Annotated in this window: 27 protein-coding genes and 1 pseudogene; 15 read left to right on the top strand and 13 right to left on the bottom strand. The window is 56.6% G+C overall.

Features of this window, described 5'->3' with window-relative positions:
• Positions 1–68 precede the first annotated feature (68 nt).
• Positions 69–683: a phosphoribosylglycinamide formyltransferase gene (purN, locus tag VEV40_RS04495; RefSeq protein WP_324830481.1), complete on the bottom strand. Its 615-nt coding sequence runs from the start codon at positions 681–683 to the stop codon at positions 69–71.
• Positions 680–1,738, bottom strand: coding sequence for a phosphoribosylformylglycinamidine cyclo-ligase (gene purM, locus VEV40_RS04500; protein ID WP_324830483.1), 1,059 nt, complete (start codon positions 1,736–1,738; stop codon positions 680–682). The genes purN and purM overlap by 4 nt, the downstream gene beginning before the upstream one ends.
• Before the next feature lie 370 nt (positions 1,739–2,108).
• Here purM and VEV40_RS04505 point away from each other — a divergent pair, with 370 nt between their 5' ends.
• From VEV40_RS04505 to hemL, 4 genes are all read left to right on the top strand, one after another.
• A complete protein-coding gene (locus VEV40_RS04505) occupies positions 2,109–2,402 on the top strand; it encodes a hypothetical protein (protein ID WP_324830485.1) in 294 nt (97 codons plus the stop codon).
• A 59-nt stretch (positions 2,403–2,461) separates the two neighbouring features.
• Complete coding sequence (locus VEV40_RS04510) at positions 2,462–3,241, top strand: hypothetical protein (protein WP_324830487.1); 780 nt, start codon at positions 2,462–2,464, stop codon at positions 3,239–3,241.
• A 126-nt stretch (positions 3,242–3,367) separates the two neighbouring features.
• Entirely contained in the window at positions 3,368–3,781 is a 414-nt protein-coding gene (locus VEV40_RS04515; protein ID WP_324830516.1) for a hypothetical protein, read from the top strand.
• Positions 3,782–3,855: 74 nt separating this feature from the next.
• Positions 3,856–5,178: a glutamate-1-semialdehyde 2,1-aminomutase gene (gene hemL, locus VEV40_RS04520; RefSeq protein WP_324830489.1), complete on the top strand. Its 1,323-nt coding sequence runs from the start codon at positions 3,856–3,858 to the stop codon at positions 5,176–5,178.
• A 6-nt stretch (positions 5,179–5,184) separates the two neighbouring features.
• Here the strand turns inward: hemL and VEV40_RS04525 are convergent, their stop codons facing one another.
• Complete coding sequence (locus VEV40_RS04525) at positions 5,185–5,898, bottom strand: polysaccharide deacetylase family protein (RefSeq protein ID WP_324830492.1); 714 nt, start codon at positions 5,896–5,898, stop codon at positions 5,185–5,187.
• Between the two features lie 101 nt (positions 5,899–5,999).
• Here VEV40_RS04525 and VEV40_RS04530 point away from each other — a divergent pair, with 101 nt between their 5' ends.
• The gene (locus tag VEV40_RS04530) at positions 6,000–6,653 is read left to right on the top strand and encodes a deoxynucleoside kinase (RefSeq protein WP_324830493.1); all 654 of its coding nucleotides are present in this window, start codon (positions 6,000–6,002) and stop codon (positions 6,651–6,653) included.
• A gap of 116 nt (positions 6,654–6,769) precedes the next feature.
• Here the strand turns inward: VEV40_RS04530 and rplT are convergent, their stop codons facing one another.
• The gene (rplT, locus tag VEV40_RS04535) at positions 6,770–7,141 is read right to left on the bottom strand and encodes a 50S ribosomal protein L20 (RefSeq protein ID WP_324830494.1); all 372 of its coding nucleotides are present in this window, start codon (positions 7,139–7,141) and stop codon (positions 6,770–6,772) included.
• 183 nt (positions 7,142–7,324) lie between these two features.
• Positions 7,325–7,522, bottom strand: coding sequence for a 50S ribosomal protein L35 (gene rpmI / locus VEV40_RS04540; protein WP_324830496.1), 198 nt, complete (start codon positions 7,520–7,522; stop codon positions 7,325–7,327).
• A 207-nt stretch (positions 7,523–7,729) separates the two neighbouring features.
• Here rpmI and VEV40_RS04545 point away from each other — a divergent pair, with 207 nt between their 5' ends.
• Positions 7,730–9,241: a PAS domain S-box protein gene (locus tag VEV40_RS04545; protein ID WP_324830497.1), complete on the top strand. Its 1,512-nt coding sequence runs from the start codon at positions 7,730–7,732 to the stop codon at positions 9,239–9,241.
• 192 nt (positions 9,242–9,433) lie between these two features.
• Positions 9,434–10,495: a toll/interleukin-1 receptor domain-containing protein gene (locus tag VEV40_RS04550; protein WP_324830498.1), complete on the top strand. Its 1,062-nt coding sequence runs from the start codon at positions 9,434–9,436 to the stop codon at positions 10,493–10,495.
• Between the two features lie 498 nt (positions 10,496–10,993).
• On the opposite strand, the gene VEV40_RS04555 is transcribed toward VEV40_RS04550, so the two are convergent.
• Together VEV40_RS04555 and VEV40_RS04560 are read right to left on the bottom strand one after the other, a co-directional pair.
• Positions 10,994–11,491, bottom strand: a complete 498-nt coding sequence (locus VEV40_RS04555) for a DUF4231 domain-containing protein (protein ID WP_324830499.1) — start codon at positions 11,489–11,491, stop codon at positions 10,994–10,996.
• Positions 11,484–11,960: a lysozyme gene (locus VEV40_RS04560; RefSeq protein WP_324830500.1), complete on the bottom strand. Its 477-nt coding sequence runs from the start codon at positions 11,958–11,960 to the stop codon at positions 11,484–11,486. The genes VEV40_RS04555 and VEV40_RS04560 overlap by 8 nt, the downstream gene beginning before the upstream one ends.
• Before the next feature lie 255 nt (positions 11,961–12,215).
• Between VEV40_RS04560 and VEV40_RS04565 the strand changes: the two genes are divergently transcribed.
• Together VEV40_RS04565 and VEV40_RS04570 are read left to right on the top strand one after the other, a co-directional pair.
• A complete protein-coding gene (locus VEV40_RS04565) occupies positions 12,216–12,545 on the top strand; it encodes a hypothetical protein (RefSeq protein WP_324830501.1) in 330 nt (109 codons plus the stop codon).
• 106 nt (positions 12,546–12,651) lie between these two features.
• The gene (locus VEV40_RS04570) at positions 12,652–13,911 is read left to right on the top strand and encodes a hypothetical protein (protein WP_324830502.1); all 1,260 of its coding nucleotides are present in this window, start codon (positions 12,652–12,654) and stop codon (positions 13,909–13,911) included.
• A gap of 180 nt (positions 13,912–14,091) precedes the next feature.
• Here the strand turns inward: VEV40_RS04570 and infC are convergent.
• Both infC and mtaB read right to left on the bottom strand, forming a co-directional pair.
• Positions 14,092–14,628: pseudogene (gene infC / locus VEV40_RS04575) on the bottom strand (translation initiation factor IF-3); the annotation flags it as partial.
• A gap of 104 nt (positions 14,629–14,732) precedes the next feature.
• Positions 14,733–16,064, bottom strand: coding sequence for a tRNA (N(6)-L-threonylcarbamoyladenosine(37)-C(2))-methylthiotransferase MtaB (gene mtaB / locus VEV40_RS04580; RefSeq protein ID WP_324830504.1), 1,332 nt, complete (start codon positions 16,062–16,064; stop codon positions 14,733–14,735).
• Positions 16,065–16,158: 94 nt separating this feature from the next.
• Here mtaB and VEV40_RS04585 point away from each other — a divergent pair, with 94 nt between their 5' ends.
• On the top strand, positions 16,159–16,626 hold the full coding sequence (locus VEV40_RS04585) for a response regulator (protein WP_324830505.1): 468 nt from the start codon (positions 16,159–16,161) through the stop codon (positions 16,624–16,626).
• A 13-nt stretch (positions 16,627–16,639) separates the two neighbouring features.
• On the opposite strand, the gene VEV40_RS04590 is transcribed toward VEV40_RS04585, so the two are convergent.
• From VEV40_RS04590 to VEV40_RS04605, 4 genes are all read right to left on the bottom strand, one after another.
• Positions 16,640–16,951 (bottom strand): zinc-ribbon domain containing protein, encoded by a 312-nt coding sequence (locus VEV40_RS04590; protein WP_324830506.1) that lies wholly within the window; start codon positions 16,949–16,951, stop codon positions 16,640–16,642.
• A gap of 278 nt (positions 16,952–17,229) precedes the next feature.
• Positions 17,230–17,427, bottom strand: a complete 198-nt coding sequence (gene rpsU / locus VEV40_RS04595; protein WP_129207262.1) for a 30S ribosomal protein S21 — start codon at positions 17,425–17,427, stop codon at positions 17,230–17,232.
• A gap of 113 nt (positions 17,428–17,540) precedes the next feature.
• Positions 17,541–19,331 (bottom strand): hypothetical protein, encoded by a 1,791-nt coding sequence (locus VEV40_RS04600; protein WP_324830507.1) that lies wholly within the window; start codon positions 19,329–19,331, stop codon positions 17,541–17,543.
• On the bottom strand, positions 19,324–20,112 hold the full coding sequence (locus VEV40_RS04605) for an ABC transporter ATP-binding protein (RefSeq protein WP_324830508.1): 789 nt from the start codon (positions 20,110–20,112) through the stop codon (positions 19,324–19,326). Before VEV40_RS04605 ends, VEV40_RS04600 begins: the two co-directional genes overlap by 8 nt.
• A gap of 57 nt (positions 20,113–20,169) precedes the next feature.
• Here VEV40_RS04605 and VEV40_RS04610 point away from each other — a divergent pair, with 57 nt between their 5' ends.
• The 5 genes from VEV40_RS04610 to aspS all read left to right on the top strand — a co-directional run.
• Positions 20,170–20,508 carry a PadR family transcriptional regulator gene (locus VEV40_RS04610; protein ID WP_324830509.1) on the top strand — a complete coding sequence of 113 codons (339 nt, stop codon included), beginning with the start codon at positions 20,170–20,172 and terminating at the stop codon, positions 20,506–20,508.
• Positions 20,505–21,950, top strand: a complete 1,446-nt coding sequence (locus VEV40_RS04615) for a hypothetical protein (protein ID WP_324830511.1) — start codon at positions 20,505–20,507, stop codon at positions 21,948–21,950. The genes VEV40_RS04610 and VEV40_RS04615 overlap by 4 nt, the downstream gene beginning before the upstream one ends.
• A 43-nt stretch (positions 21,951–21,993) precedes the next feature.
• Positions 21,994–22,518: a gamma carbonic anhydrase family protein gene (locus tag VEV40_RS04620; protein ID WP_324830513.1), complete on the top strand. Its 525-nt coding sequence runs from the start codon at positions 21,994–21,996 to the stop codon at positions 22,516–22,518.
• A gap of 43 nt (positions 22,519–22,561) precedes the next feature.
• Entirely contained in the window at positions 22,562–23,845 is a 1,284-nt protein-coding gene (hisS, locus tag VEV40_RS04625) for a histidine--tRNA ligase (protein ID WP_324830514.1), read from the top strand.
• 128 nt (positions 23,846–23,973) lie between these two features.
• Positions 23,974–24,900 (top strand): aspartate--tRNA ligase (gene aspS / locus VEV40_RS04630; protein WP_324830515.1); only part of this gene is annotated, 927 nt, incomplete at its 3' end.

Consider the following 24,900-nt stretch of genomic DNA (forward strand, 5'->3'; position numbering starts at 1 on the left):
GCTTTCTTTGCTGCGCGAACTCAATTTAGTTTATCAGAAGATTCGCCGGCGCTCTCCGATTCCCCGGTTCAGTTTTGCGGCAAGTAGCGGCGACCCAGAATGCGGAATTTTCCTGACAGCACGCGCTCGATGGCTTCTGAATAGGCGATGTGTTCCTGTTCCAGAATGCGCGCGGCCAGCGTGTGCGCGTCGTCTCCATCGAGAACTGGGACCGTCTTCTGCAGGACAATGACGCCGTGATCAAGCTGCTCGTCAACGAAATGGACAGTGCAGCCGGCAACCTTTACGCCGTAGTCGAATGCCTGCTGCTGCGCGTCAAGCCCGGGAAATGCGGGCAGCAGCGACGGATGGATATTGAGGATGCGCTGCGGAAAGGTGGCGATGAATTCCTGCGAGAGCAGCCGCATGTATCCGGCAAGACAGATGAGGTCTACCTCGTGCTTGCGCAGGCAGGCAATGATTTCAGCGTCATGCTCGGCGCGCTTGCGACCGCACGCCTCGATGGCGACCGCGTTCAGGTCGAGTTCGCGTGCGGCTGCGAGTCCGGGCGCGTCGGCCTTATTTGAGATGACGACTACAATTTTGGCTCCGGCAAGTTTGCCCGATGCAATGGCATCGGCGATGGCAAGAAAATTCGACCCGCGTCCTGAAAGCAAAATCCCGAGCCGCTGGTGCTCGCTCACTGATAGACCACCTTGCGGTCGCCCTTCACCGTGCGTCCGATCACATAGAACTTTTCGTTGGCGCGCTCCAGCATCGACTTCACCCGCTTGAACTTCTCCGCCGGAACGACTGCAATCAGGCCAATACCCATGTTGAAGGTGCGCAGCATCTCGTCTTGCGAGACGCTGCCGAGCTCTCGCAGATGTTCAAAGATGGGCAACACCGACCAACTGCCCAGTTCAATGATGGCGGAAATGTTCTTCGGCAGAATGCGCGGGAGGTTTTCGGTAATGCCGCCACCGGTGATATGTGCTATGCCGTTGACGTAGTCGCTTGCCGTGAGCTTCTTGATGACGTTCAGGTAGCTGCGGTGCGTCTTCATCAGCGCTGCGCCGGCTTTTTCCTTGAGCGCATTCACATACTGCTCGGCTTTGTATCCGGCGACTTCGAAAAACAGCTTGCGAGCCAGCGAATAGCCGTTCGTATGCAGCCCGGTCGAGGGTAGCCCGATGAGCACATCGCCGGTCTGAGTTTTCGCGCCGGTAATGATCTTCTCCCGCTCAACGACGCCGACGATGAAACCCGCGAGGTCGTATTCGCCGTCGGAATAGAAGCCGGGCATCTGGGCGGTCTCGCCGCCGATCAGCACGCAACCATTAGCGCGGCAGGCATCGGCCAGCCCGCTTACGATCTTTTCGGTCACGGCTCCATCAAGGCGTCCGGTCGCCAGGTAGTCGAGGAAGAACAGCGGGACAGCCCCCTGCACAGCAATGTCGTTGACGCAGTGGTTCACCAGATCGGCGCCCACGGTGTGGTGAACTCCCAGCTCGAAGGCAACTTTAAGTTTGGTCCCGACGCCGTCGGCGCTTGAAACCAGCACAGGTTGCTGATATTTCGTCATATCCAGTTTGAAAAGACCGCCGAAGCCGCCGATTTCGCTCAACACGTTCCGGGTGAACGTCTTCTGGGCCAGATATTTGATTCGCTGTTTGGCGCGGTCGCCGCTGGTGATATCGACCCCGGCGTCGGCATAGGTCACCGGAGATTTTGGGATGCTGGATTTTTCGTCTGACAAAGCATTTCCGTTTTCGTTAGGAATTGAGGTTGGAAAGTGTCAGTTTAGCATTGCAGCGCGGCCAGGAGCGCTCATCCCATCTAAGCTACTTCCTTTCTTCGATTTTGGCTTTTGATGCAAAGGCACAAACCGCATGGCTGACTAGCGTTCCAAGTCATCTGAAAATATTCCGAAACCATGGAGCGTTCGCACCGAGACTTTTGGAATAAGAAATTAGGACTGCTTTTGCGTTTAGCCACCAGCCAAAGAAGCTCGATTGTAAGAAATGCACATTTTTCAGTGAAATGCAAGAAATTTGAAGAAAATATTTCGCGTAAGTACATCCACCAGATACGCTGAATGCAGCGCACCTGCGCTTGGAGCCTTTCTTATGTTGAGTTTTTCCCGTTCTGCCGTTCTCGCCGCGACCATTCTGTCTTTCGCTGCCCTGCCTCTCGTTGCCGCTACTAGTGCAGGCCCCGGCGGCGGTATGCCCAGTCCCATTGGTCAGAAGACCAGCATCGCGTTCGGCCCCGGCGGCGGTATGCCGAGTCCTATTGGCCAGAAAGCTGACTTAGAGTTCGGTCCTGGCGGCGGTATGCCGAGTCCTATCGGTCAGAGATCTGACTTAGAGTTCGGCCCCGGTGGCGGCATGCCCAGCCCGATTGGTCAAGTCATTGGATGAGTTGCAAGACTGTCTGATTTTTTTCTTCGAATGAAGGTCAGTCCGCGTAAGATGCCTGTATGAAAGTGTCGCTGTTGGACAACGCATTGTGGGCAGCGAGCTTCGCAGGCACTTTTATTCTGTTCGTCGTCCTGCTCCTTTACAGACGATGGCAGCAGTTTCCTGTATTCACTACGCTGATTGGGTACTACGTCGTTGAAAATATCATCGGCTTCCTGGTGATACGATATGACCCTCATTTATATGCGACGGTCTATTGGATCACATTTGCATTTGATTTCTTGTTGCAGGTCGCTCTGATCATCGAAGTTGCGCGCGTTGTATTGCGGCCTACCGGTACATGGGTGCGGGACGCGCGCGCCAGCTTCTTGATTTCCGGAATAGTGGGAGCGTTTATCGCAGCAGGGCTCACTTTCGCAGTGCATCCGTCGGTTCCCAAGACCATCGATGCCTGGGGAATTCGGGCGTATCTGTTTACCAGCCTTATTTTCTGTGAATTGTTCCTTGTAACTATGTTCTCCGCACAGAAGCTGGGCCTAGTATGGAAAAATCATGTTATGCGTCTGGGGCAGGGACTCACCGCCTGGGCCCTGATTTCGGCCATGGTCGATGTTGCCCACAGCTATTACGGGACCGCTCATCTGCAAGATTTTAAAACACTTGAGCATGTTCGCACACTCGCCTACATCGGCGCCGTGATTTACTGGATCGCAGCCTTCTGGCTGCCGGAACCGGAACGGCGGGAACTACCGGAAGAAATGCAAAAATATCTTGTTGCCTTACATGCAAAAGTTCAATACGATTCTACCCAGGTTAGCAGTGCTCAAAATTTACGCTGAGAGCTGGCCACGATGGTTATTTTGTTACTGATCTCATTCCTGGTTCTTCTCGCTGGCGGTCTTGTTTATTTACAGACCTGCGCCAGTCGCCTCCGTTCAACTACGTGGGAAGACCTGTTGTCTCGCATGCAACCCATGCACTCACGCGGCCTTGAGATCGTAGCGCTCGACAATCTGCAACCCAAGGCAAACCAACTGCAGCTTGAGCCGGAACATCTGTGGGGACTGATCGGCGGCAAGGAGGGACTTCTCCGCATGTGGGCTAACGCCGATCTGTTGATCGCGCTCGCCGCATATGTGCAGCGCTGGAATTTTGAAGAAGGCGTGATCGTCACCGAGCGCATGCGTCACGATGCAGTGCAACTCAAGCGCGCTATCTTCCGTCTCCGTATTGATATGATCGTTCGCCGCTCGCAAATCCGCGCGCCCTTCTACATCCATCAGGCAGCTTCTTCTTATTACCTGATGACGCGGCGATTGCTGGCCCTCTATGAAACCAGCCATGCCGGCCTGCTGCCGCGTTTGGCTGAAGCGCTTTAATCCGGGCAAGAATCCAAGACACAGAAGCCTTCCTTCAACGGAAGGCTTTTTGCTGCGCTCTATACTGAACTGTTATGCCTGTTTCCCTGAAGCGCCAACTCCATCGTTCCGCCGAACTCCAGCACCGCGCAGAGCAGCTTTTTCCCGGTGGCGTTGATTCGCCCGTGCGCGCCTTTCGCGCAGTCGGCGGCAATCCTCCATTCGCGGTCAAGGGCGAGGGGGCGTATCTGTGGGACGCGGACGGCAATCGCTACATCGACTATTTCGGCTCATGGGGGCCAATGATTCTTGGCCATGCTTTTCCGCCGGTGGTCGAAGCCATACAACAGGCGGCGGCCAACAGCGCCAGCTTCGGCGCTTCCACTCCGACGGAAGGCGATCTCGCCGAGCTTGTCGTTGAGGCGTATCCGTCGATTGAAAAACTACGCTTCGTCAGCTCCGGAACGGAAGCCACCATGTCTGCCATCCGGCTGGCTCGCGCCTTCACCAAGCGCGATTACATCATCAAATTTGAAGGCTGCTATCACGGCCATTCCGACGGCCTGTTGGTGAAGGCCGGATCGGGTGTAGCAACCTTCGGCATCCCAGGATCCGCCGGGGTGCCTGACGAGATTGTGCACTTTACCCTCGCCTTGCCTTTCAATGACATCTCCGCCGTGGAAGCGGCTTTCGCCGCACATCGCGACCAGATCGCATGCATTATCCTTGAGCCGGTCGTCGGCAACATGGGCTGCGTTCCGCCGGAGCTTGATTACCTCGAATCGCTCCGTGACATCACGAAGCAGGAACACGCGCTGCTCATTTTCGACGAAGTAATGACCGGCTTCCGCGTCGCCTATGGCGGTGCTCAGGAGCTCTATGGCATCCAGCCTGACATGACCACGCTCGGCAAGATCATCGGAGGCGGACTGCCCTGCGGCGCCTTTGGCGCACGCGCGGAAATCATGGACATGCTGTCACCGCTCGGCCCCGTTTATCAGGCTGGGACTCTTAGCGGAAACCCGCTGGCTATGGCCGCAGGCATCGCGATGGTCGGCTATTTGAAAGAACATCAGAGCGAAGTCTATGCCAAGCTCGAATCGTTGAGCGCTGCTGTAGCAGACGGCGTGGCCGCCGAAGCAGTAAAAGCAGGTGTGCCAGTCACTATGAATCGCGTAGGCGCAATGTTCACCTGGTTCTTTACTGCTAACAGCGTGACCGATTTCGAGTCTGCCTCGACTTCCGATACAGCGGCATTTGGTTGCTTCCATCGCGCCATGCTCGACCAGGGCGTCTGGCTGCCGCCCTCGCAGTACGAGGCTGCGTTCATGAGCGCGGCCCACACAATGAATGACATCGCTGCGACAATTGCTGCTGCAAGGGAGGCGTTTGCTGCGGTTCGTGAAGCGGGGAATTAGCGGAGTTCAGCCCCAGGCATCCACAGTCACATACCGAACCTGGTTCTCACCTTCCAGCAACCGGGCCGTAGCTGCCACAGAATGACTGCGATCCTGCCCGATCCCGGCCTGCCCACCGTCATGCAGCAGAAGGTTCGACCCCATGCCTCGCCGCCGGTTGCGCTTGATCCCACGCTGCAAATTCTCGAGCACCTGTTCCGCGGTCGTCGGCTTCCAGTCATAGCCCATCGCATTCCACAGCACAGGAGCCAGCCCCAGTTCCCGTGCCGCGCGCAGCACATCCGGCCGCCGCGCGCCGTGAGGCGGACGAAAATATCGCACCGGCTCGCCCAAGGCATCTTCGATCGCGGCGTTGCAGCCAGCTAATTCTTCGCGCACCTTTTGGGGAGACTGAAACAAAAGCATCGGATGACTCATGGTATGGTTGCCGACAAGATGTCCCGCAGCGCGAATCGCGCGGGCAATCTCCGGACGCTGGCGCACGAAGCGTCCGATCAGAAAGAAGGTGGCGCGAACGTTATGGCGGCCCAGTACATCCAGCAATTGCAGCGTCCAGGGATCATTTGGCCCATCGTCATAGGTAAGGGCAAATTCGCCTGGATCGAGGCCGCCGACAATCGCCCGGCCAAAAATCTGGGAAGTGGGCCACATGGCGGCATAAGCATATCCGCCCGCAGCCAGTGTGGCCGCGGCTCCTGCAGTGGCTAGCGTGGCAAGCATGTGGATTCAGTTTAGCCTGTTGCCAGTTCTGGAACCTGCCGCTGGCGCTCCAGCATGGAAGCATGATAGTTTCGTATTTTATTCGCCTGTGAGCTAGTGTGATGGCCAAGCTTTTTGAGCAGCCTCGATATATCGCCGTTGAAGGGCCGATTCGCGTCGGTAAATCGTCTCTCGCGCAGCATCTGGCCCGGACTCTACACGCCAAGCACATCGTCGAGCCGGAGAACAATCCGTTTCTCGACCGTTTCTATGGCGCAGAGCCGGGAATGGCGTTTGCCTCACAGATGTGGTTTCTCGCTGAACGCTATGAGCAGTTACGGCAAGCCAAGAATGCCGACGAGCCTGTCGTGGCTGATTACATTTTTGAAAAAGACAAGCTCTTTGCTTATGTCAATCTCAGCGACGCAGAGCTGGCGCTATACAACCGTTACTACCAAATGTTCCATGAGCAATTACCCGCTCCTGATCTTGTCATCTACCTTCAGGCCACTCCGGACGTACTGAAGCAGCGCCTCAAACGCAAAGGAGCCGCCGGCGAGCGCGCCATCAGCGATGCCTATATCGAGCAAATCGCCGCGGCCTACGAGCATTTCTTCTTTCACTACTCGGCCAGCGATTTGCTGATTGTGAATACTTCGGACATCGACTTCGTCAACAACAACAAAGACCTGAAACTGCTGATGAAGCGGCTGTCTGAGCCGATCAAGGGTACGCAGTATTTTCTGCCGCTTGGCGAGAATGCCGATTCCCGCTAGATTTGTCATCCTGAGCAACGCGAGGGATCTGTTTTTACGGCTCCGCACAAAAGCTTTGAGCAAAATAAAAAGGAGCGCGAAATTCGCGCTCCCTTTTACTAAACTAAGAAACTCGACTACGCTGCGGCAGCATTCCCCAGAGCGGCCTTCGCCTGCTCTACCAGAGCGGTGAAGCCCTGCGCATCATTCACGGCGATGTCAGCGAGGATCTTGCGGTCGAGCTCTACGCCGGCCTTCTTGAGGCCGTTGATCAGCTGCGAGTAGCTGATGCCGTTCTGCTTGGCGGCTGCATTGATACGAACGATCCAGAGGGAGCGATACTGGCGCTTCTTCTGGCGGCGACCGCTGTAGGCAAACTTGAGGCCGCGTTCAACGGCTTCCTGAGCTGCCTGGTACAGCTTCGATTTTGTGAGGAAATAACCGCTCGCCCTTTTCAGGATTTTCTTGCGGCGGTCACTGCGTTTGGTTCCACGTTTTACGCGGGGCATTGCCTTGGTTCTCCTTTTGCGTCTTTCGTTATGCGGCTGGAGGCAGGAGGCTCGGAAATTCCGGGCTTTAACCTCTTCACTCGCTTGTCAATCCTGAATCGCTCGGCCTTTGCTGGCCGGGGCCTCCAATCGGAACGCTTTACCGGGAGACCTTGAAATTGCCGGATTCCGGCAATTTCAGACTCAGGCGTATGGAATCATGCGGGCCACCTTCGCGTGGTCGGCGTCCGAAACCAGTGCGCTCTGTGCGAGCTTGCGCTTGGTCTTGGTCTCCTTCGACGTAAGGATGTGGCGCATCTTCGACTGCCCGCGCTTGATTTTGCCGGTACCAGTCTTTTTGAAGCGCTTGGCCGCGCCCCTGTGTGTCTTCAATTTGGGCATGGTTTCCTGCTTAGAAAAACAGTAGATACAACATCAACCAGTATACGGGATTGAGGTGTTAAGCGCTACCCATGCGTTGCCGGATGAAGGTGCCTTGCGATGCGATGGCTCCCGGGTAGAAATCATTCGAAGTTCAATCGGCATCGTACTTCCTAAGCGTCAAATTCCGCCATGACGCCACCAGATACCGAATTGGAGTTATGAGCTTTGCAATCTGTCCGTTACATCCGGGAGAAAGGCACAAAAGAGATTAAACAAAGTGCCTTCGATCCTCGTTTTCACCTCGCCGCGATCGTCGACTCCTCCGACGATCCCATCATCAGCGGGGATTTGAACGGGACGATTATCACCTGGAACAAAGCCGCGACTCGCGTATTCGGATATGAGCCGGAAGAAATTGTCGGCCAGTCCATTCGCCGGCTCATTCCGCCGGAATTGCACTATGAGGGGGATCAAATTCGTTCCAAACTGCGGGACGGCAGCCATATCGATCACTTCGAGACTACGGGGCTGAAGAAGAGCGGTGAAAGGTTTCCTGTTTCCGTTACCATCTCGCCGGTCAAAGATGCAGAAGGGCATGTCATCGGCGCTTCAAACATCGCCCGCGACATTTCGGACCAGCGAAGAAACGACGAGAGCCTTTTCATGCTGGCTGCGATTGTGGATTCCGCGGATGATGCCATTATCAGCAAGGATCTGAATGGCATTGTGAGGACCTGGAATGAAGGGGCATGCCGCATGTTTGGATATACCGCTGACGAGATGATTGGCCAGCCTATTTTGCGGCTCATTCCTGAAGAGCTGTACTACGAAGAAGATGAACTCCTGCGGAAGCTGAGAGCGGGACAGCGGATCGATCATTACGAAACAACACGGAAAAAGAAAAATGGCGAGTTCATCGAGGTGTCAGTCACGATCTCACCCATCCGCGACGAATTGGGCAAGGTAATTGGCGCCTCAAAGGTTGCGCGGGATATTTCGGACCGCAAACGAATTGAGCGGCTTTTGATCCAGTCTGAGAAGCTTGCAGCCACTGGGCGAATGGCCAGCGCAATCGCTCACGAGATCAACAATCCTCTCGAATCGCTAATGAACCTGATCTACCTGGCGCGGGAATGCAGCCCCGCAGAAGGCAAAGCCTACAATCTCCTGCGTATCGCAGAAGGGGAACTGGAACGGGTTACCCACATTGCGAAACAGACGTTGGGCTATTATCGTGACTCGAACTCGCCCACGGAACTTTATCTGCATGATCTGGTAGAGAACGTGTTGACCGTTTACAACTCCAGATTGCATGCTTCATCGATTTCAGTGGACACGCGATTCAATGATGTCCGGAAGATTGCGATAGGCAAGGGCGAGATGCTCCAGGTCATCTCCAATATCATTACCAATGCCATAGATGCGATGAAAGGAGGAGGGCTGCTCCATATCTCTACTCGAGAGCTCACCAGATCCAAAGGTGACGGGGTTCACATGGTCATTCGCGACAGCGGCACTGGAATCGGGCAGGAGCACCTGGAAAAGATATTCGAGCCATTCTTCACCACGAAGGGCGACATGGGAACCGGCATCGGTCTCTGGGTCGCAAAACAGCTTGTGGAGAAGCGCGGAGGCGAGATCTCTGTCTCCAGCAGCACCGAGAAAGAGCGCAGTGGAACAACAATCACTATTTTCATTCCTTTTGCTATTCCTGCCTTGCGCTCTGGCGCCGACTGAAAAGGGCTCAAAAGCACAACAACCCGTGAGAAATTGGACAATTCTGGCAGAGCACCACGCCTTTTCATGGATTTAGCTACGAGCGGGTGGGCCCGATAAGAGATCAAATCCGCATCAGGCCAGTGAAATCGCCTTGCCCTAACTCCCATCACCCCCTATGATTCTGCTTCGCAGAAAAAACAGGGGGACACTGTGGCGCACGCCATCTTTATCAGCTATCGCCGTGACGACACCGAAGGCGAGGCTGGACGGCTCTTTGACGACCTGACACGGGCTTTCGGCAACGACGCGGTTTTCATGGATGTATCGGGCATCGACCCGGGAACGGATTTTCGCAAGGCCATCGATGATAACGTGGCCTCTTGTGGCGTGCAGCTCGCCATTATTGGGCCAACCTGGGCGACCATCGCCGGATCGGACGGCGCGCGCCGCCTCGACAACGAAAATGATTACGTCCGGCTCGAAATCGCCTCGGCGCTGAAGCGGAACATCGCCGTCATTCCCGTGCTGGTGCACGACGCGCACATGCCGCACGCCGATCAGCTTCCGGACAATCTGAAAGATCTGGCCTACCGCAACAGCGTTGAGCTGACGCACGCCCGCTGGAACTCAGACGTGGAGCTGCTTATCAAGGCACTGGCGCAGTACGTAAACGCGTCGAAGGCGGCGGAAGCCGAGCCAGTCCACGCCGCCGTACCCGTCCAGCTGCCGCCACTACACCCTGCGCTGGAAGCCGAGCCGGTCCACGCCGCCGTGCCTGTGCAGTTGCCTCCGCTCCACTCTGCGCCTGAAACCGCACAAGGGCCAATGAAGCCGGGTTCACGACTGTCCGCTGGCCTGATCATACTCGCGATTGTGGTCGCCGCACTCATCCTTTTCTTTGTGCTGAAACACCCTTTTACCGAACGTGGGGCGCGCGCTCTCAACGGCCGATGGACGAACCATGAAGCCGATGGACACAACGCGATTGTCGAGCTTGACATCTCCGGCGAAGGCGATCAGCTCGCCATCCACGCCTGGGGCTTGTGCCGCCCTTCTAACTGCGACTGGGGTACACAGGACGCTGTCTTCGACGGCAGAAAGGCTAAGGCGACATGGAGCATGTTGAGCGATGCCACCGGACAGGAAAAGGGTCGTGTCGCCTCGCTGACCATTTTCCCCAGCCGCAATGGAACACTCAACGTGCTGATCGAAAACACCTATGCGCAGCGCCCGGCCAATTCACACCAGCTTGAGTTTGTGCGCGGGCAGTAGCTAGCCTCATCCTAGAAATAAAATAAACATTAATCAGAGCGGAAACCAGTGTCTTGATGACTGACTAGGTGGCCTGATTGGCGAGAGAAGTTGAATGAAGATAACTAAGAGCAAGATGGCACCTACTGCAAGAATCCAGAATTTGGCATAATACAACGTTGCTTGAGCCTTATATGCGAAGGACTTGTTATCGTACTGACTCATCTTTGCTTGTGAAGCTTCTGCTCGCTTGTAAGCAGCATTAGCCATGCTCGTTATAGCCACGTATTGTAAGAGATCGCACATGATGACAAGTATAGAAATGGCAGCGAGCCAGAGGATCAGATACGGATTTACATTAGCCGCCATTGACCGCAGAGGTTCATCATGTGCAGTAAGAAGGACCCATGTAAGTGCGAGCAGACCCAATGCTAAACTTCGCGTTTGAGCGCTAACTTGACCGCTAGCTTCTTTCTTGCGCGCATAAATTTCGGGTAGTGTAGGCACGAGGTTTACCTGTCATCTTGGAACACCATATCCGCCATCATCGGTACCTGGTTTAGCCTGCTGTTTTGCCGACTGCTGCTGGACTGAAGTCCACTGCGAGTTCTCCTGCGAAACCAGGCCTTCGACGCGCTCGGCCAACAACGCATCCGGGTCTGACACCGTGGCGTACGAACCGGCATGAGCGATGTACAGGAACTTCTCGTGCTTGAGCGCCTCGGACGTTGCGCGGTAGTTGGTCCAGGTCTGCTGATACTGGTTCAGGTGCAGGATGCCTTCGAGGATCGTAATCAGCATGCCGAGAATGCCGGTGGTCACCGGGATGTAGACCCTGACTGTGTCGCTGAAGCTCAGGCCGCTCAGGAACGGGATAAGCGCCGCAGCGATGATTTCGACCACCTTAAAGCGCTTGAAGATCTTTTGCGCGGACCGGCTCTTGCTGCTATACCAGGCAATCTGGTCTTCCAGCCGCTGAAAAGTCGCGCTCTCAGGCAAGGTAATGCGATCACCCATTTGAAACCCCGAAACCGCCGTCTTCGGCACCCTGGAACATCGCCGCTTCAGCCTGGCGGCGGCGCAGGAGGCCGGGAACGACCTGGCCTCCGGCGTGGTCCCAAAGCACGAACTGGCCGGCCGCGCCGGCGAAATTGCCTGCGTTCAGATACTTGAGCATGGTTGAGTTGCCAAAGGCTGTGCGGCCCAGATTGAAGACGAAGTCCACCAGCGCATCGAACTGGTTCTGCTGCAAGGCCATCGTGACCACCAGGTTCACATATGCGGACGACCCGGCGATATCGCGCGCCAGCAGGGCGTCTGCCTGGTCCTGGGTGATCGTCAGACCGGAAACAACGTCTTTGCCGGTATGGCCGTAGCCGATCGTCCAGACACCGACCTGATCTTGATAGGCTGTCAGGCGGCAACCCTCGAACTGCTTGGTGAGGGCAAGACCATCCTGGCTGTAAGTGAAGTTATTGACTCCCATTGCTGTCCCCTCAGGAATGCGGGAGCAAGAATAGCACGTCGTTCGCACATCGCACGGCAATTTTTGCAGACTGCAAACCAAGGTTGAGGGCGCAAAAATGCGAGGGGAATCAAAACTGACACAGGAAAAACAGAGACAGCATTGGATTTTGCTTCTCAACTGTTCTTTACTAACGTTGAAAGGCGCTGCGATGTGAACTGTTCCCGCGCAGAACGCATCGTAGTACCTATTACTTCCCTATTGAAGGATCTGTATATGACGACCACACCCCCCTACGCCTCAGCCCTGGAAAAATATCAGATAGCCTATGTCATCGCCGGCGACGATGTCTTCAAAGTCACGGCGGACAACGTTGTGCAGGCCGCGGACGGCGCGGGTTCCATGGCATTTGAAGGCGTGGCCAAGCTGAAAGCGGCGGCCGCTCTCTTCCAGTTGACCAACGTCCACAACGAGCGCCCCCACGAGTTACGCAAGATGGCGCGCGAACTTGCCCAGGAAGGCATGTCGCTGCTGGCGCGAGCCAGCGCCGTTCCCAGGCTGACTCCCGCGCCGCCGATGAACGCTCCGGAAAGCTCGGTCGCATAGTTTTCGTCTCCCTCTTCAACTTTCCTGCCTGAATCAGCTGGTTGCGTGAGATGCTGTAGCGTGCTCGCGCAAAAGCTTTTGAACTTCATTAGAGAGAGAATGCGTTTTGTGGAGTGATTTCGAATCCAACGTTGTGGAAGGCCGCTATCCGCTCGGAAAGCTGATGCGCTCCGAGGGTAGATGCGGGTGGTTTGAGGCGCAATTCGAGGGCAAGCCTGCGATCATCGGCCTGATTGAATCGCTGAACGATGAAAAGATGCTGCTGGAACGCCTGCGCGTCGTCGAGAAGGTCAGTGACGCCGATGTCGTTGCGATTTTCGAATCCGGAGCGACCCGGCTGCGTGCTACGCCGCTGGTCTACGCGGTGATGGAATACACCGAAGAGAACCTCGAAGACGTGCTTCGCGAACGCGCGCTTTCCGCAGATGAAACCAGGCAGGTAGCGGATAGCCTGGTGAGTGCGCTGCGTGCGATCCACAAAGAGCGCCTGGTCTGCGGGCGACTGGAAGCGGCCAGCGTGCTGGCTTCCGGCGATACCATTAAGCTGCGCAGCGATTACCTGCAACTTGTACCGGCGGACATGGCTTTCGAGCCGATTGCCGCCAAAGACCTGCGTGATCTTGGAAGCCTGCTGCATCAATGCCTGACACAAAAGCCACTGAAAAGAGTATCGGACGGGAACGACCCATCATTGCAGTTGCTTCCGCCCCCATTCGTTCAGATTGTGCGGCAAACTTTGACAGGAGGCGCAACACTCGACGAAATTGCCGCGATACTACACCCTCCCGCAACGACCGCACCCATGCCCACGCAAACGAAAACTCCCCAGAAGTCAGCCGTTGCGAGCGAGCCCACCAAGCAGGACCGGAGTTTGGAACCAGCGCGCCAAAGCGCTTCTCTCAAAGCACCACTCAAGATCGGCAGCGCCATTGTGCTGCTTCTATTAGCCGGGTTCGCACTATGGGCCATGCTGCATCATGCATACAGCTCCAAAGATGCCGCAGCACAGAATCCGGTTGTAGTCGTTTCCCCGGAGACAACTCCTCGCAGAAAGCCCGCGGCAGTTCCTCCGCAGCCTGCGGCAAAACCAGCTGCTGTCGCGACCATTACTACATCACCGAAAGGCATGTGGCGGGTGGTGGCCTTCACCTATAACTACCAGGACCAGGCGGAGCACAAGGCACGCACCATCAATGAAGCGCATCCCGGCTTGCAGGCAAGCGTCTTCTCGCCCAAAGGCAGCGGAGCGCCCTTCCTGGTAACGCTGGGGTCAGCCACCGATCGCGCCTCCGCATTTCAATTGCGCGACAAGGCCATTCAAGAAGGACTGCCTAAAGACACCTACGCCCAGAACTACTCGCATTGAAGAACGTTGTCATCCTGACCCTGACTCTCTGAGTGCAACGAAGGGGAAGGATCTGCTTCTCTCTTAATTTGCGTCCAAATCTCGCTCAGGATGACAACTCTTGCCAATTTACGATTGTGCGGGCTGCGCCTGCGGAGTCTGTGTGACAGGCGGCTTTGGAGCAGCCGGCTTCCTGGGTGCTTCCTTCTTGCCGGGTGCAAGAATCGCATGAAGCGTCGTGCCTTCCATGCGCGGCATAAACTCAACCGTGCCCGCGTCGCCAATGTCCTGAATGAGGCGATTGATGATGTTGTAGCCCAGTTCGCGATGGGCCATCTGTCGGCCTTTGAAGCGCAGCGAGGCCTTCACCTTGTCGCCGTCGGTTAAAAAGCGGACAGCCTGGTTCTTCTTGGTCTGGTAGTCATGCTCGTCGACAGTGACAGAGAACTTGACTTCTTTGACCACGATGACTTTCTGCTTCTTGCGGGCCGCTCGCTCGCTCTTGTCTTTTTCGTAAAGAAACTTGCCGTAATCCTGGATGCGGCAGACGGGAGGCACCGCGTTCGGCGATACTTCCACGAGATCGAGCCCGCGTTCACGGGCGATCTTCAGTGCGTCAAAAGGCGCCATGATGCCGAGTTGCTCGCCTTTGTCATCGATCACGCGCACTTCGCGCGCGCGGATTCTTTCATTGATACGGATAAACTGCTTGGCTGAACGCTTGTCTAGTTGTGCGATGGGGTGTTTCCTCCAAAATAGTGGCAGCGCCACATACCTACTCAGTATAGCAAGCAGGTCTACTCTTACTTCTGATGCGAATGGCTTTTATTGCTGGTAGCTTTTTATTGCTGCAACGGAAGCGCGTACAAGCCGGTTTCGGTCAGATGAGCGGCCTGCACTCGCATGGTGCGGTTAGGCGGGCAAACCGTTGCAATGTCTACCTTGATGAAGTTATCTGACAGCGCTGGGGTGGTTGCAGCCCCGCTTCCCCTCAGAGTGATAACGTCCAATTCACGTCCGAGAAAGCTGCTCCGGAAGGTCCTTTTTTTCTCATCCGCCAGAGAACGCATGGCATTCATCCGCTCCTGAACGGACTTTGCGGGAACAGGCTGTTGGCGATGAAGTTCCGCAGCCGGTGTGCCCGGGCGCGCGGAAAATGGAAAGAGATGTAGATACGTTAGCGGCTGGGCTGCGATGAAGTCGTAGCTCTCCTGGAAATGTTTGTCTGTCTCGCCGGGGAAGCCAACCATTACATCCGCGCCAATACCGGAGTCAGGCATAAAGCTGCGAATCTGGGCGAGCTTTTCTGCGTAATGCCAGGGGCGATAGCGGCGGTACATCCGGCGCAGAATCGTATCAGAACCCGATTGCAGCGGCAGGTGTGCATGGCGTGCAAGCCGTCCCGAATAAGCTGAGAAGAGAGCTAGCAACTCAGATGTCCAGTCCATCGGCTCAATCGAACTCAGCCGGAGGCGGGGCAGCGCCGTCTGTTGGAAAATCGCAGCCACCAGATCGACAAATTTCTGCGCCGGGTTAAGGTCGCGTCCCCAGCGGCCCAGGTTGATGCCGGAGAGCACCAGCTCCTGACCGCCGTTTTCCACGAAGCGCGTGACTGACGCAAGACATTCCGCCAGCGGAACCGACCGGCTGGGGCCGCGCGTTTCCGGTATGATGCAGAACCCGCAGCGGTTGGCGCAGCCGTCCTGCACCTTAAGATTAGGCCGAGTTTGATGCGCATCCTCAGCGAACGGCAGCGCCGCCAGATCGGTATGCGCGAAATTTTCATCCACCAGCACAGGAACGTTGTTGACCAGCCTTGCCAGCGGAATAAAGCCCGTCGGCTCAAGAACTCTCTCTACCACCAGTGATTTATGGCTGTTGCCGACGACCCCAGTCACGCCATTTAACGCCACTAATTCCTCGGGCGCACGCTGCGCATAACATCCTGTAACAATGATCTTTACCACTGGATTGTGGCGATGGACGCGGCGAATGAAGGCGCGCGCTCCGCTGTCAGCGTTGGCAGTAACGCTGCAGGTATTGACCACGACGACTTTGGCGTTGGCGAAATCCGCTGCCGGAAGCCAACCCTGCTGCCGCAGCTCTGCTGAAATGGCCTCGCCGTCTGAACGGTTAGCTCGGCATCCGAAGTTCTCGACGTGATATTCTGCCACGTTGTTTAGTGTATCAATGGATATGCGGCGGGTTTGACTCTGGCGTCATGCAGGGTTGATCGGTATTATTTGGTTTTTCAGTCAGGAGTTTTCTATGAAGCGGCGTATTTTACTTGTGGACGACGAACTGGCGGTCCTGCTGACCTTGAAGGCAGTGCTGGAATTCAACGGCTTTGAAGTAGAAACAGCCGCTTCTGCCAAAGAGGCCAAATCAAAGATCAAAACTGGCCCGTTCCATATGGTAATCACCGACATGCGCATGGAAAGCGAAAGTGCGGGCCTTGAAGTAGTACGCGCAGCCAAGAAAGCGCCTTACCAACCGGCTGTGGCCATGCTGACAGCGTTTCCTATTCCCGGCGACGACTGGCAGGAGCAGGGCGCAGACGAGGTGTTGGTAAAGCCGATGAATACCCAGGACCTGCTGGTGCAGATCGAAGCTCTGCTGGTTACGCACGAAGATGACAAACGCAGCGCTAAGAAACAACCGTCCCTGGCAGTCGCGGATAACGCATCCACCGGAAAAACACGCACACCGTCGCGCAAGGCCCTGGCGACACACTGAATCCAATAAAATTTCAGAGAGTAGCTGGCCGCGGCTGCGCGGCCGCAGGCACTATCCTCTTCCGCTGAAAGCACTCCCGGCAAAGCACTGGACGCCCCTGCGTCGGCTTGAATGGCACCGTCGTCTCGTGGCCGCATTCCGAACACGTCGTGCGGGTTTCCGCGCGAACCGCCGAGCCCCCCGAAGCCCGCTTTGCCTTGCAAAGCTTGCACCGTTTTGGATCGTTCCGGAATTGCTTGTCGTGAAAGAACAGCTGTTCCCCGGCGGTGAATACAAATTCATTCCCGCAGTCCACACACTTGAGAATCTTATCTACAAACTCCATGTTGCGTTCCCCAGCCGGGCTGCAAAGATACCGCAGCGACGGCTCAGAGCCCCAATTCACAGAATGGTGAACGGAAGCTGCTGATCGTAGCGAACTTCTTTTGTGAACTTCTTATGAAAGGGGCCCGGCCGCGGTGAGGGGCGGCGACTACCGGCTGCTTAATCGAACCGGTATGACATGCCGAGAGACATGCCGAGTGAACTGCGGCACTACTTCTGATGACTCAGCCCCGTCGCAATCGCTACGGGGCTGTCAACGCATGATGATGGGAAGTGGGGTTAGTCCTGCTCTTTACGAGCCTTTTTGCGATTCCGCTTGCGTGCCAGCGCTTCTTTTACGCGGCGCTTTTCACCGGGCTTCAGGTAGAAGGAGTGACGCTTTACTTCCTTGATGATGTCCTCCTGTTGTACCTTGCGCTTAAACCGGCGCAACGCATTTTCGAGCGGCTCGCCTTCCTGCACACGAACCTCTGCCAACTGAACTACACCTCCAAACCGGCCCACCAGGGCTCGTATAGGATATCAGGATTCCGGCGCCAATTTAGATGAATTTAAATAATGCTGATTGAGCAGCTTATGGACTTTGGGGCTTATGAGAGCCCAAGCCGCTGCGGAAATTCCTCGAAGTCGTCGTCTTCCGGCAGCGCCGCGCGCTCCTGAATCACCTGTCGCTGCTTCCTCTGTAAGAGGACATGGGCAACCAGGATCAACAGGCCCGTGACAACGAAATGCGGGATGCCCTGCCCCGTCCACTCTCCGACAGCGACAGCCAGCCGGATGTACTGCGGAAACAAAACCAGAAACAGAGTGACAATCACCGCTACATTCCGCTTCGAGTAAGCCAGCGGCACAGTAAACGGCACCGACAGAAACCGCAGAAACAACACGTCGATAAGGAGAAGGCAGACCCCCTGGGCCACAAGCAACTGCGCCATCAGCGGCCGAAGGCTTGTAAAAGCGGCCCGTCCGATGATCTGGGCCAGTAAAAGTACCAGGACAGTGATCCACAGAGCGCGTAAAAGAGTCCATCGCCGCGTCGATGCAATATGTTCCGTATTGGGCCGTCTGCCGGTGAGATGAAAAGCCCAGTTTGCCTTCAGCTCTACCGGAGACATAAATGCGCCCTTGAGCCCAGCGACCGCGAGAAAGGCCACGACCGGCACAGCCGCCAGCAGTCCATGCCTGGAAACGGCAATCGCCAGATGACCGCCAGCCTGGCGAAGCTCGACCGTGATGGCAATCAGAAGCGCCAGTCCGGCGCCGGCGTACATGGAGAGATACACCCGATGATGCGGCGCTCGCTGTAGAGTCCTGCTCGTAAAGTGATACACCGCCCTCTCAGACGGCTTGAAGATGAAAACCGAATGCAGAAGAGCATCCTTAATATCGGCCAGCCGGTTGCGCGATCTCTTTCCAATCCTGCTTTCAATCGTGCTTCGCACCTTTCTGAGATATGCCAGCGGATAAGTAAGGCAGGCAAGGGAGAGGACGGCAAGCAGCGCCCATAGGCCTCTTACAGCCAGCATGTGAAAGACCGGCGATGCCCGTCCGCCTTCCAGCAGGACCTGATAGATGCCGAGAAACCAGAAAGGCGGGAACCAGATCGCAGCCTGTCCGCCGGACGTCAACAGTGGGCGCAGGTTATGCGACAGCAAAGGAAAAAGAAAAAGCACAAGCAACAAGGCAGCCAGCGACAGACCTTGCAACAGTGACGATATCGAACGAAAGAGCCTTTCCCCCAAAACGTTCAGCAGAACTCCCTGGAGCGCAACAAAAAAACCGGCGGCAAAGAAGCCTCCAGCAGCCACTGCAAGAACATGCGCCATGACGTGCCGCAAAAAGCTGTGTTCTTCCGCAATGAGGGGCAAAAGCACAGTGCCGAACACGGCGCTGGCGAGCAGAAAGAGGCTTACGAACGCGCCCAGTGCCGCCAGCTTCGCGGCAAACAGCTTGCGTGCCTGAACCGGCAGCGGAGTCAGGACATGAGCATCGATCAAGTCAGGAAAGAGCAGGTCCCACTCAAAAACAGTCGCAGCTCCCATCGAGACCGTGGCATACATGACGTAAAAATAGTGGTCGCTGACGCGTGGCCAGTAACCGCGCGGCGCGGTGTTCGGAGGAAAAATGAAGTAGGAAGGAATGAGCGAAAGGGCCATCATCAGGCCCGGGACAGCAAGAAAACTGAGTACCTGGATGACCCTCACGCCGTTTTCTCCATCGAGCGAAGTCAACGGGTTATCAAAAAAGCGGTTGAAGAAATGCCCCGTCAGGACAACGAAGCGGTTCATGCGGACAATTTCTTTCGAAACCCCCCGCGCCTGCACTTCGAGCGACAGCACGGGGTTTTCTGAGGGCGAAAAAAATGGAAATGCGCTAAGCACGGGTTGCCCTCATCACTTCAACCATTTCGGAGGCGACAGCTCTGGTGTCCTCTTGCTGAACCAACTGCGCGAAGACGCTTTCGAGACTCGGCAGTTGCATAAGCTGCGTCAGCTCGGATGGCGCGGCATTGGCGCGGATCTTTCCCTGCGCGATCACAATCACGCGGCTGCAAATCTGCTCGACCACTTCCAGCACATGCGAGATGTAAAGAATCGCCTTGCCCTCGGCTGCAAGCGCTGAGAGCAGATCTTTGAAAAGCCGCGAGGAAGCAACATCAAGCCCGGAAAGCGGCTCGTCGAAGATCAGCAGTTGCGGGTTGTGCATCAATGCGGCTGCGATGAGTACGCGCTGCTTCATGCCTTTCGAGTAGAGCGAAATCGGCGAATAGCGCCAGGATTCAAGCGCCAGCAGTTTCAAGAGGGTGTTGGCCTTGAGCGCGATGAGTTTTTCCGTCATGCCACGCAGGCGTCCAACAAGTTGCAAATATTCGAGCCCAGAGAGATGCGTGTAGACGTGCGCCTCTTCAGGTACATAGCCGAGAACAGCACGGAACGCGACTAGACTGTCGTGGATCGGCATGCCACGAAAGAGGACTTTGCCCAGATTTGGCTGAACCATGCCGGTGATGATCTTTACCGTGGTCGATTTGCCCGAGCCGTTGGGACCGAGGTATCCGGCAATCTCGCCTGCATCAAGCTGAAAACTCACATTTTCAACTGCCGCAATGCCGCGGTAGCGCTTGGTAATGTTCTGGAGTTCGAGGACAGGAGCAGCCTGCATGTACCCTATGTAGCAAACTACTTATTTACTTGTCAAGTAGCATGCTACATAGGTAAAATGCAGCGCATGGGCGCCGAGCCGAAACTTTCGCATACTGCCGCGCTGATTCTGCGCGCCATCAGCGCTGGCTACATCTATGGCTTCAGCGTGATGGAGATGACAGGCCTGCCTAGCGGCACCGTGTATCCGGCGATGCGCAGGCTGGAGCGTGACGGCTTGATCCAGTCGAAGTGGGAATCTGAGTCCATCGCCAGTGCCGAGCAGCGCCCGCCGCGCAAATATTACAAAGTGACGCGCGCCGGAAAGACGACGCTGGAAGCATCAGTCAAGCGCTACCCTCTGCTTGAAAAGCTGTTGCCGCAAACCGAAAAACAGACCGAAACGGAGCACGTATGACGCGCCCTTACATGCTTGCTCTGCGTATTGCCTCGTGGATGGTTCCCGGAGACGAACGCCGCGAGTGGCTGAAGGAATGGAAGGGCGAGCTGTGGCACATCGCTAACCTGCGCGATGAAGGGGAGATTGCCGCATTTGTCGCTGGCGCGTTTCGGGATGCTCATCTGCTTCGGGCTGATCTTAGCGTCGCTAACGCTGACAGGCCGCATAAGCTCGGCTCCTCTCCAGCATTGTGCCTGCTTGTTCTCCTGCTGACCGGACTGGTGGGCTTGGGTACAGCCCTTCTTCTACCTGGAACGCACGCAACCCTGCTGCCGTCGTCGTACCACGATGCGCGCACGCTGGTCATAGTTTCGAGCGATGCCGCTACTCAAAGTCCGACTCCGAGTGTTTCGCTGGATGAATTTCGGTACTGGCAACGCGCGGCGCAGGGCGTGTTCTCTAATTTGGCCTTCTACCAGATCATGCGCAGAGAACTACACACTGGTCATGGCGTACAGTTGGAGCTTTTCATCGCGCGCGCCTCGGGCAATCTGTTGTCCATGCTGCAAACGTCCAATTTTCCGGCTGAAAGATCCGGTGCCGACACCGGCCCGCGACTCATCCTGAGCGACGCCGTGTGGCGCAGGTATTTCCACGCCGATCCTCATGTTGCCGGACGGGTAGTTTTCCTCATGGGCGAGAAGGTCACCATCGCTGGAGTCGCTAAGCCCGATGCGTGGCACCTTCCCGGGAAAGTCGAAGCATGGCTGCTGGAGAGTGACAAGCGTATGGACGCTCTTTCACCCAGCGGAATCGGATTTGTAGTAGCCCGGATGCAGCCGTCGCTCACGCGCAATCCATCAGAGCGCAGCTGGCACATGACCGCATGGCAAAGAGGTGAGAGCGCTGCAGGGTTCGCCTGCGTTTCCGTAATCCATTATCAGCACCAGCCCTTTGCCTTCTTCGCTTTCGCAACGCTGCTGGCACTACTGGCGCTTCCGGCCACCACGTCTTTGCCCCTGGGAGAATATCCCTACAATCCGCGGCAGCAAACACTTTCGTTGCGGCTGCGCCGCTGGCTCTTCTTTTGCGCGAAGTTCGCTCTGATTCTGCCCGCTGTAGGTTTTGCGTCGCTGGACGCGGCACAGGCATTTCAGGATACGCAATCGGCTCAACTCATCATCACATTTGCGACTGCTCTGGCCGCATTTCGCTGGATGCTGCGCGATCAGCGCCGCCGCTGCCCGGTCTGCCTGCAAGTGCTGCGCAACCCCGTGCATGTCGGCGAGCCTTCACGCAATTTCCTTGCCTGGAACGGCACCGAGCTGATCTGCGCCGTGGGCCACGGCTTTCTTCATGTGCCGGAACTGCCTACCAGCTGGTTCAGCACGCAGCGCTGGCTCTACCTAGATGCGTCCTGGCGATCGATCTTCCGCCCGCAGGAGATGGCGCGCACCTGACCGCGTCTCCGGCTTACACTTGATGTATGCCGAGGTGCAAGTCATGATCCGCTCCTATCAGGGACATACGCCTGTCATTCCCGCGAGCTGCTACGTCGATGTTTCCGCCCAGGTGCTCGGCGACGTGGTTCTCGGCGAGCACTCCAGCATCTGGATGAATGCCGTGGTGCGCGGCGACGTGAACTCGATCCGCATCGGCGACCATTCAAACGTCCAGGACTGCGCGGTTTTGCATGGTATGCGAAATCTCTATCAGGTGATTGTCGGCGACTGGGTCACCATCGGCCACAACGCCACCATACACGGCTGCGTAATTGAGGATGCCTGCCTGATCGGCATCGGCGCGGTGATTCTCAATAATGCGCACATCGGCGAGGGATCAATCATTGCTGCGGGCGCGGTGGTGCCTGAAAACGCGCAGATTCCTCCGAAATCGCTGGTCGCAGGTGTGCCCGGCAAGGTGCGTCGCGAGCTGACCTCCGACGACCGCGACCTGATTCTGAAGTACGCCCGCAACTATCTCGATTACACGAAGATTTATCTCGAAGAGCAGAAGAACTGGAAATAGCCGGCATCCTGATAAGCTGGAAATAAGGCCCTACACAAAAGAAATGAGCACATTGAAAGCCGTTCGCGGCACACGGGATTTACTGCCGCCGGAAACCGAACTCTGGAATTTTGTCGAAGAAACTGCGCGACGTGTCTTCGCGCGCTACAACTTCGGCGAGATTCGCACGCCCATCTTTGAGGACACGCAGCTCTTTGCGCGCGGCGTGGGCGAAGAGACGGACATCGTCTCAAAAGAGATGTACACCTGGGAAGACCGCGCACGTGCGCAGTCGGAAAAAGCGCAATCGCTGACCCTGCGGCCTGAAAATACAGCTGGCGTGGTCCGCGCATACATCGAGAACAAGCTTGGTGAGACGGGCCTGCTGCAGAAGCTCTACTACATCGGTCCGCAGTTTCGGCGCGAGCGTCCACAGAAGGGCCGCTACCGGCAGTTCTATCAGATAGGCGCGGAAGTAATTGGTCCGCCAAGCGCTGGTTCTGAATCTCCCCTTCGGGATGCAGAAGTGCTGGAGATGCTGGCGACGCTGCTTACTGAACTTGGCATCGAGGGCTGGAAGCTGGAACTCAACTCCGTCGGTTCGATGAGTGATCGTCCGCGCTACATTGCGGCGTTACGCGAGGCACTGAAGGAAAAGGCTCCGCTGATGTGTTCCGATTGCCAGCAGCGCGCGAACACGAACCCATTGCGCGTGCTTGACTGCAAGGTTCCGGAAGACCAGCCAATCATCGAAACACTGCCAAAGATTGCCGATTTTCTTGATGAATCGTCGAAGGCGCATTTTGCCGCTGTCTGCGCCGCGCTCGACGCCTGCGGAGTGGCCTATTCGGTAAATCCAAGGCTGGTGCGCGGCCTCGACTACTACACGCGTACAACGTTCGAATTCACGCATGGCGGATTGGGCGCGCAGAATGCCTTGCTGGGCGGCGGCCGCTACGATGGATTGTCGGAAGTCATCGGCGGACCAAAGGCCCCGGGGATTGGCTTTGCCATGGGCGAGGACCGTTTGATCCTGACGTTGCAAGCGCAGGCAGATCAAAAGCTCGCTCTGGCCGATGCCTATATTGCGCCACTGGGCGAGGCGCTGAATCCTGCTGCGCTGGAACTGGCGCGCGATCTGCGTCGCGCCGGATTGCGGATTGAACTCGGCGATGGCGGTTTCCGCTTAAAAAAGTCGTTCGAAATGGGAAACAAGCTCGCGCGGAAGATTGTGCTGCTCGGCGAGAATGAGCTGCAATCCGGTATTCTGACCGTTAAGGACTTTGCGAGTGGCGAGCAAGTGAAGGTGCCCCGCACGGAGCTAGCGCAGTCGCTGAAAGCAGAATGAGTCTAACCAACCTGTCATCCTGAGCGCAGCGAAGGATCTGGTTTTCTTTTCGGAGGCACGAATTTCGAGATAAAGCAGACCCTTCGCTGCGCTCAGGATGACAACCTTAAATTTTTAGGACAGAAACTTTGCTGGACTTTTTAGGAAATCTGCAACGCACGCATACCTGTGGCGAGCTTCGCGCTGAAGACGCCGGGAAATCTGTTGTTCTGCTTGGATGGGTCAATCGCCGCCGCGACCACGGCAACCTGATCTTTCTTGATCTGCGCGACCGCTACGGCATTTCGCAGGTCGTGCTTGATAAGGACCTGAGCCCCGCGGGTCACGCAAAGGCGGAGCAGGCGCGGCCCGAGTATGTTGTCGCGGCTGTCGGCAAAGTACGGTTACGCGGCAAGGACGTCGTCAATCCAAAGATGGCGACAGGTGAGATTGAAATCGTCGCCGACGAGATTCGCATTCTGAATGATGCGAAGGTCCCGCCGTTTTCGCCTGCGGAAGACGCCATTGTCAATGAGGAGGTACGGCTGAAGTACCGCTATCTCGACCTGCGCCGCGCCGAGATGCAGCACAATTTCGAGGTGCGCCACAAAATCGCGCTCGCAGTGCGGCAGTATTTGTCGGAGCAGAACTTCTTCGAAGTGGAAACGCCCTTCATGACGCGCTCCACCCCAGAAGGTGCGCGCGACTACCTCGTTCCCAGCCGCGTCCATGTGGGAAATTTCTACGCCCTGCCGCAGTCGCCGCAGCTCTTCAAGCAGATTCTGATGATTTCCGGCTTTGACCGCTACTTCCAGATCGCGCGCTGCTTCCGCGACGAGGACCTGCGCGCCGACCGCCAGCCGGAGTTCACCCAGCTCGACCTGGAGATGAGCTTCGTCGACGAGGACGCCGTGATGTCGTTCGTCGAGGCGATGGCGATCGACGTCTGCCGGCAGACGACCCCGGAGCGTCCGATCGCGACGACGCCGTTCCCGCGGTTCACCTACGACGAGGCGCTGGAGCGGTTCGGCAGCGACAAGCCGGACCTCCGGTTCGGGATGGAGCTCGTCGACCTG

It is taken from the genome of Alloacidobacterium sp. (assembly GCF_035631355.1).
In the GTDB taxonomy this organism is placed as follows: domain Bacteria; phylum Acidobacteriota; class Terriglobia; order Terriglobales; family Acidobacteriaceae; genus Alloacidobacterium.

Excerpts from the sequence above, each read along its gene's own strand:
- VEV40_RS04505 (WP_324830485.1), top strand. The coding sequence starts at position 2,109 with ATGTTGAGTTTTTCCCGTTCTGCCGTTCTCGCCGCGACCATTCTGTCT.
- VEV40_RS04510 (WP_324830487.1), top strand. The coding sequence starts at position 2,462 with ATGAAAGTGTCGCTGTTGGACAACGCATTGTGGGCAGCGAGCTTCGCA.
- VEV40_RS04515 (WP_324830516.1), top strand. The coding sequence starts at position 3,368 with ATGCAACCCATGCACTCACGCGGCCTTGAGATCGTAGCGCTCGACAAT.
- hemL (WP_324830489.1), top strand. The coding sequence starts at position 3,856 with ATGCCTGTTTCCCTGAAGCGCCAACTCCATCGTTCCGCCGAACTCCAG.
- VEV40_RS04525 (WP_324830492.1), bottom strand. The coding sequence starts at position 5,898 with ATGCTTGCCACGCTAGCCACTGCAGGAGCCGCGGCCACACTGGCTGCG.
- VEV40_RS04530 (WP_324830493.1), top strand. The coding sequence starts at position 6,000 with ATGGCCAAGCTTTTTGAGCAGCCTCGATATATCGCCGTTGAAGGGCCG.
- rplT (WP_324830494.1), bottom strand. The coding sequence starts at position 7,141 with ATGCCCCGCGTAAAACGTGGAACCAAACGCAGTGACCGCCGCAAGAAA.
- rpmI (WP_324830496.1), bottom strand. The coding sequence starts at position 7,522 with ATGCCCAAATTGAAGACACACAGGGGCGCGGCCAAGCGCTTCAAAAAG.
- VEV40_RS04555 (WP_324830499.1), bottom strand. The coding sequence starts at position 11,491 with ATGGGTGATCGCATTACCTTGCCTGAGAGCGCGACTTTTCAGCGGCTG.
- VEV40_RS04560 (WP_324830500.1), bottom strand. The coding sequence starts at position 11,960 with ATGGGAGTCAATAACTTCACTTACAGCCAGGATGGTCTTGCCCTCACC.
- VEV40_RS04565 (WP_324830501.1), top strand. The coding sequence starts at position 12,216 with ATGACGACCACACCCCCCTACGCCTCAGCCCTGGAAAAATATCAGATA.
- VEV40_RS04585 (WP_324830505.1), top strand. The coding sequence starts at position 16,159 with ATGAAGCGGCGTATTTTACTTGTGGACGACGAACTGGCGGTCCTGCTG.
- VEV40_RS04590 (WP_324830506.1), bottom strand. The coding sequence starts at position 16,951 with ATGGAGTTTGTAGATAAGATTCTCAAGTGTGTGGACTGCGGGAATGAA.
- VEV40_RS04605 (WP_324830508.1), bottom strand. The coding sequence starts at position 20,112 with ATGCAGGCTGCTCCTGTCCTCGAACTCCAGAACATTACCAAGCGCTAC.
- VEV40_RS04610 (WP_324830509.1), top strand. The coding sequence starts at position 20,170 with ATGCAGCGCATGGGCGCCGAGCCGAAACTTTCGCATACTGCCGCGCTG.
- VEV40_RS04615 (WP_324830511.1), top strand. The coding sequence starts at position 20,505 with ATGACGCGCCCTTACATGCTTGCTCTGCGTATTGCCTCGTGGATGGTT.
- VEV40_RS04620 (WP_324830513.1), top strand. The coding sequence starts at position 21,994 with ATGATCCGCTCCTATCAGGGACATACGCCTGTCATTCCCGCGAGCTGC.
- hisS (WP_324830514.1), top strand. The coding sequence starts at position 22,562 with ATGAGCACATTGAAAGCCGTTCGCGGCACACGGGATTTACTGCCGCCG.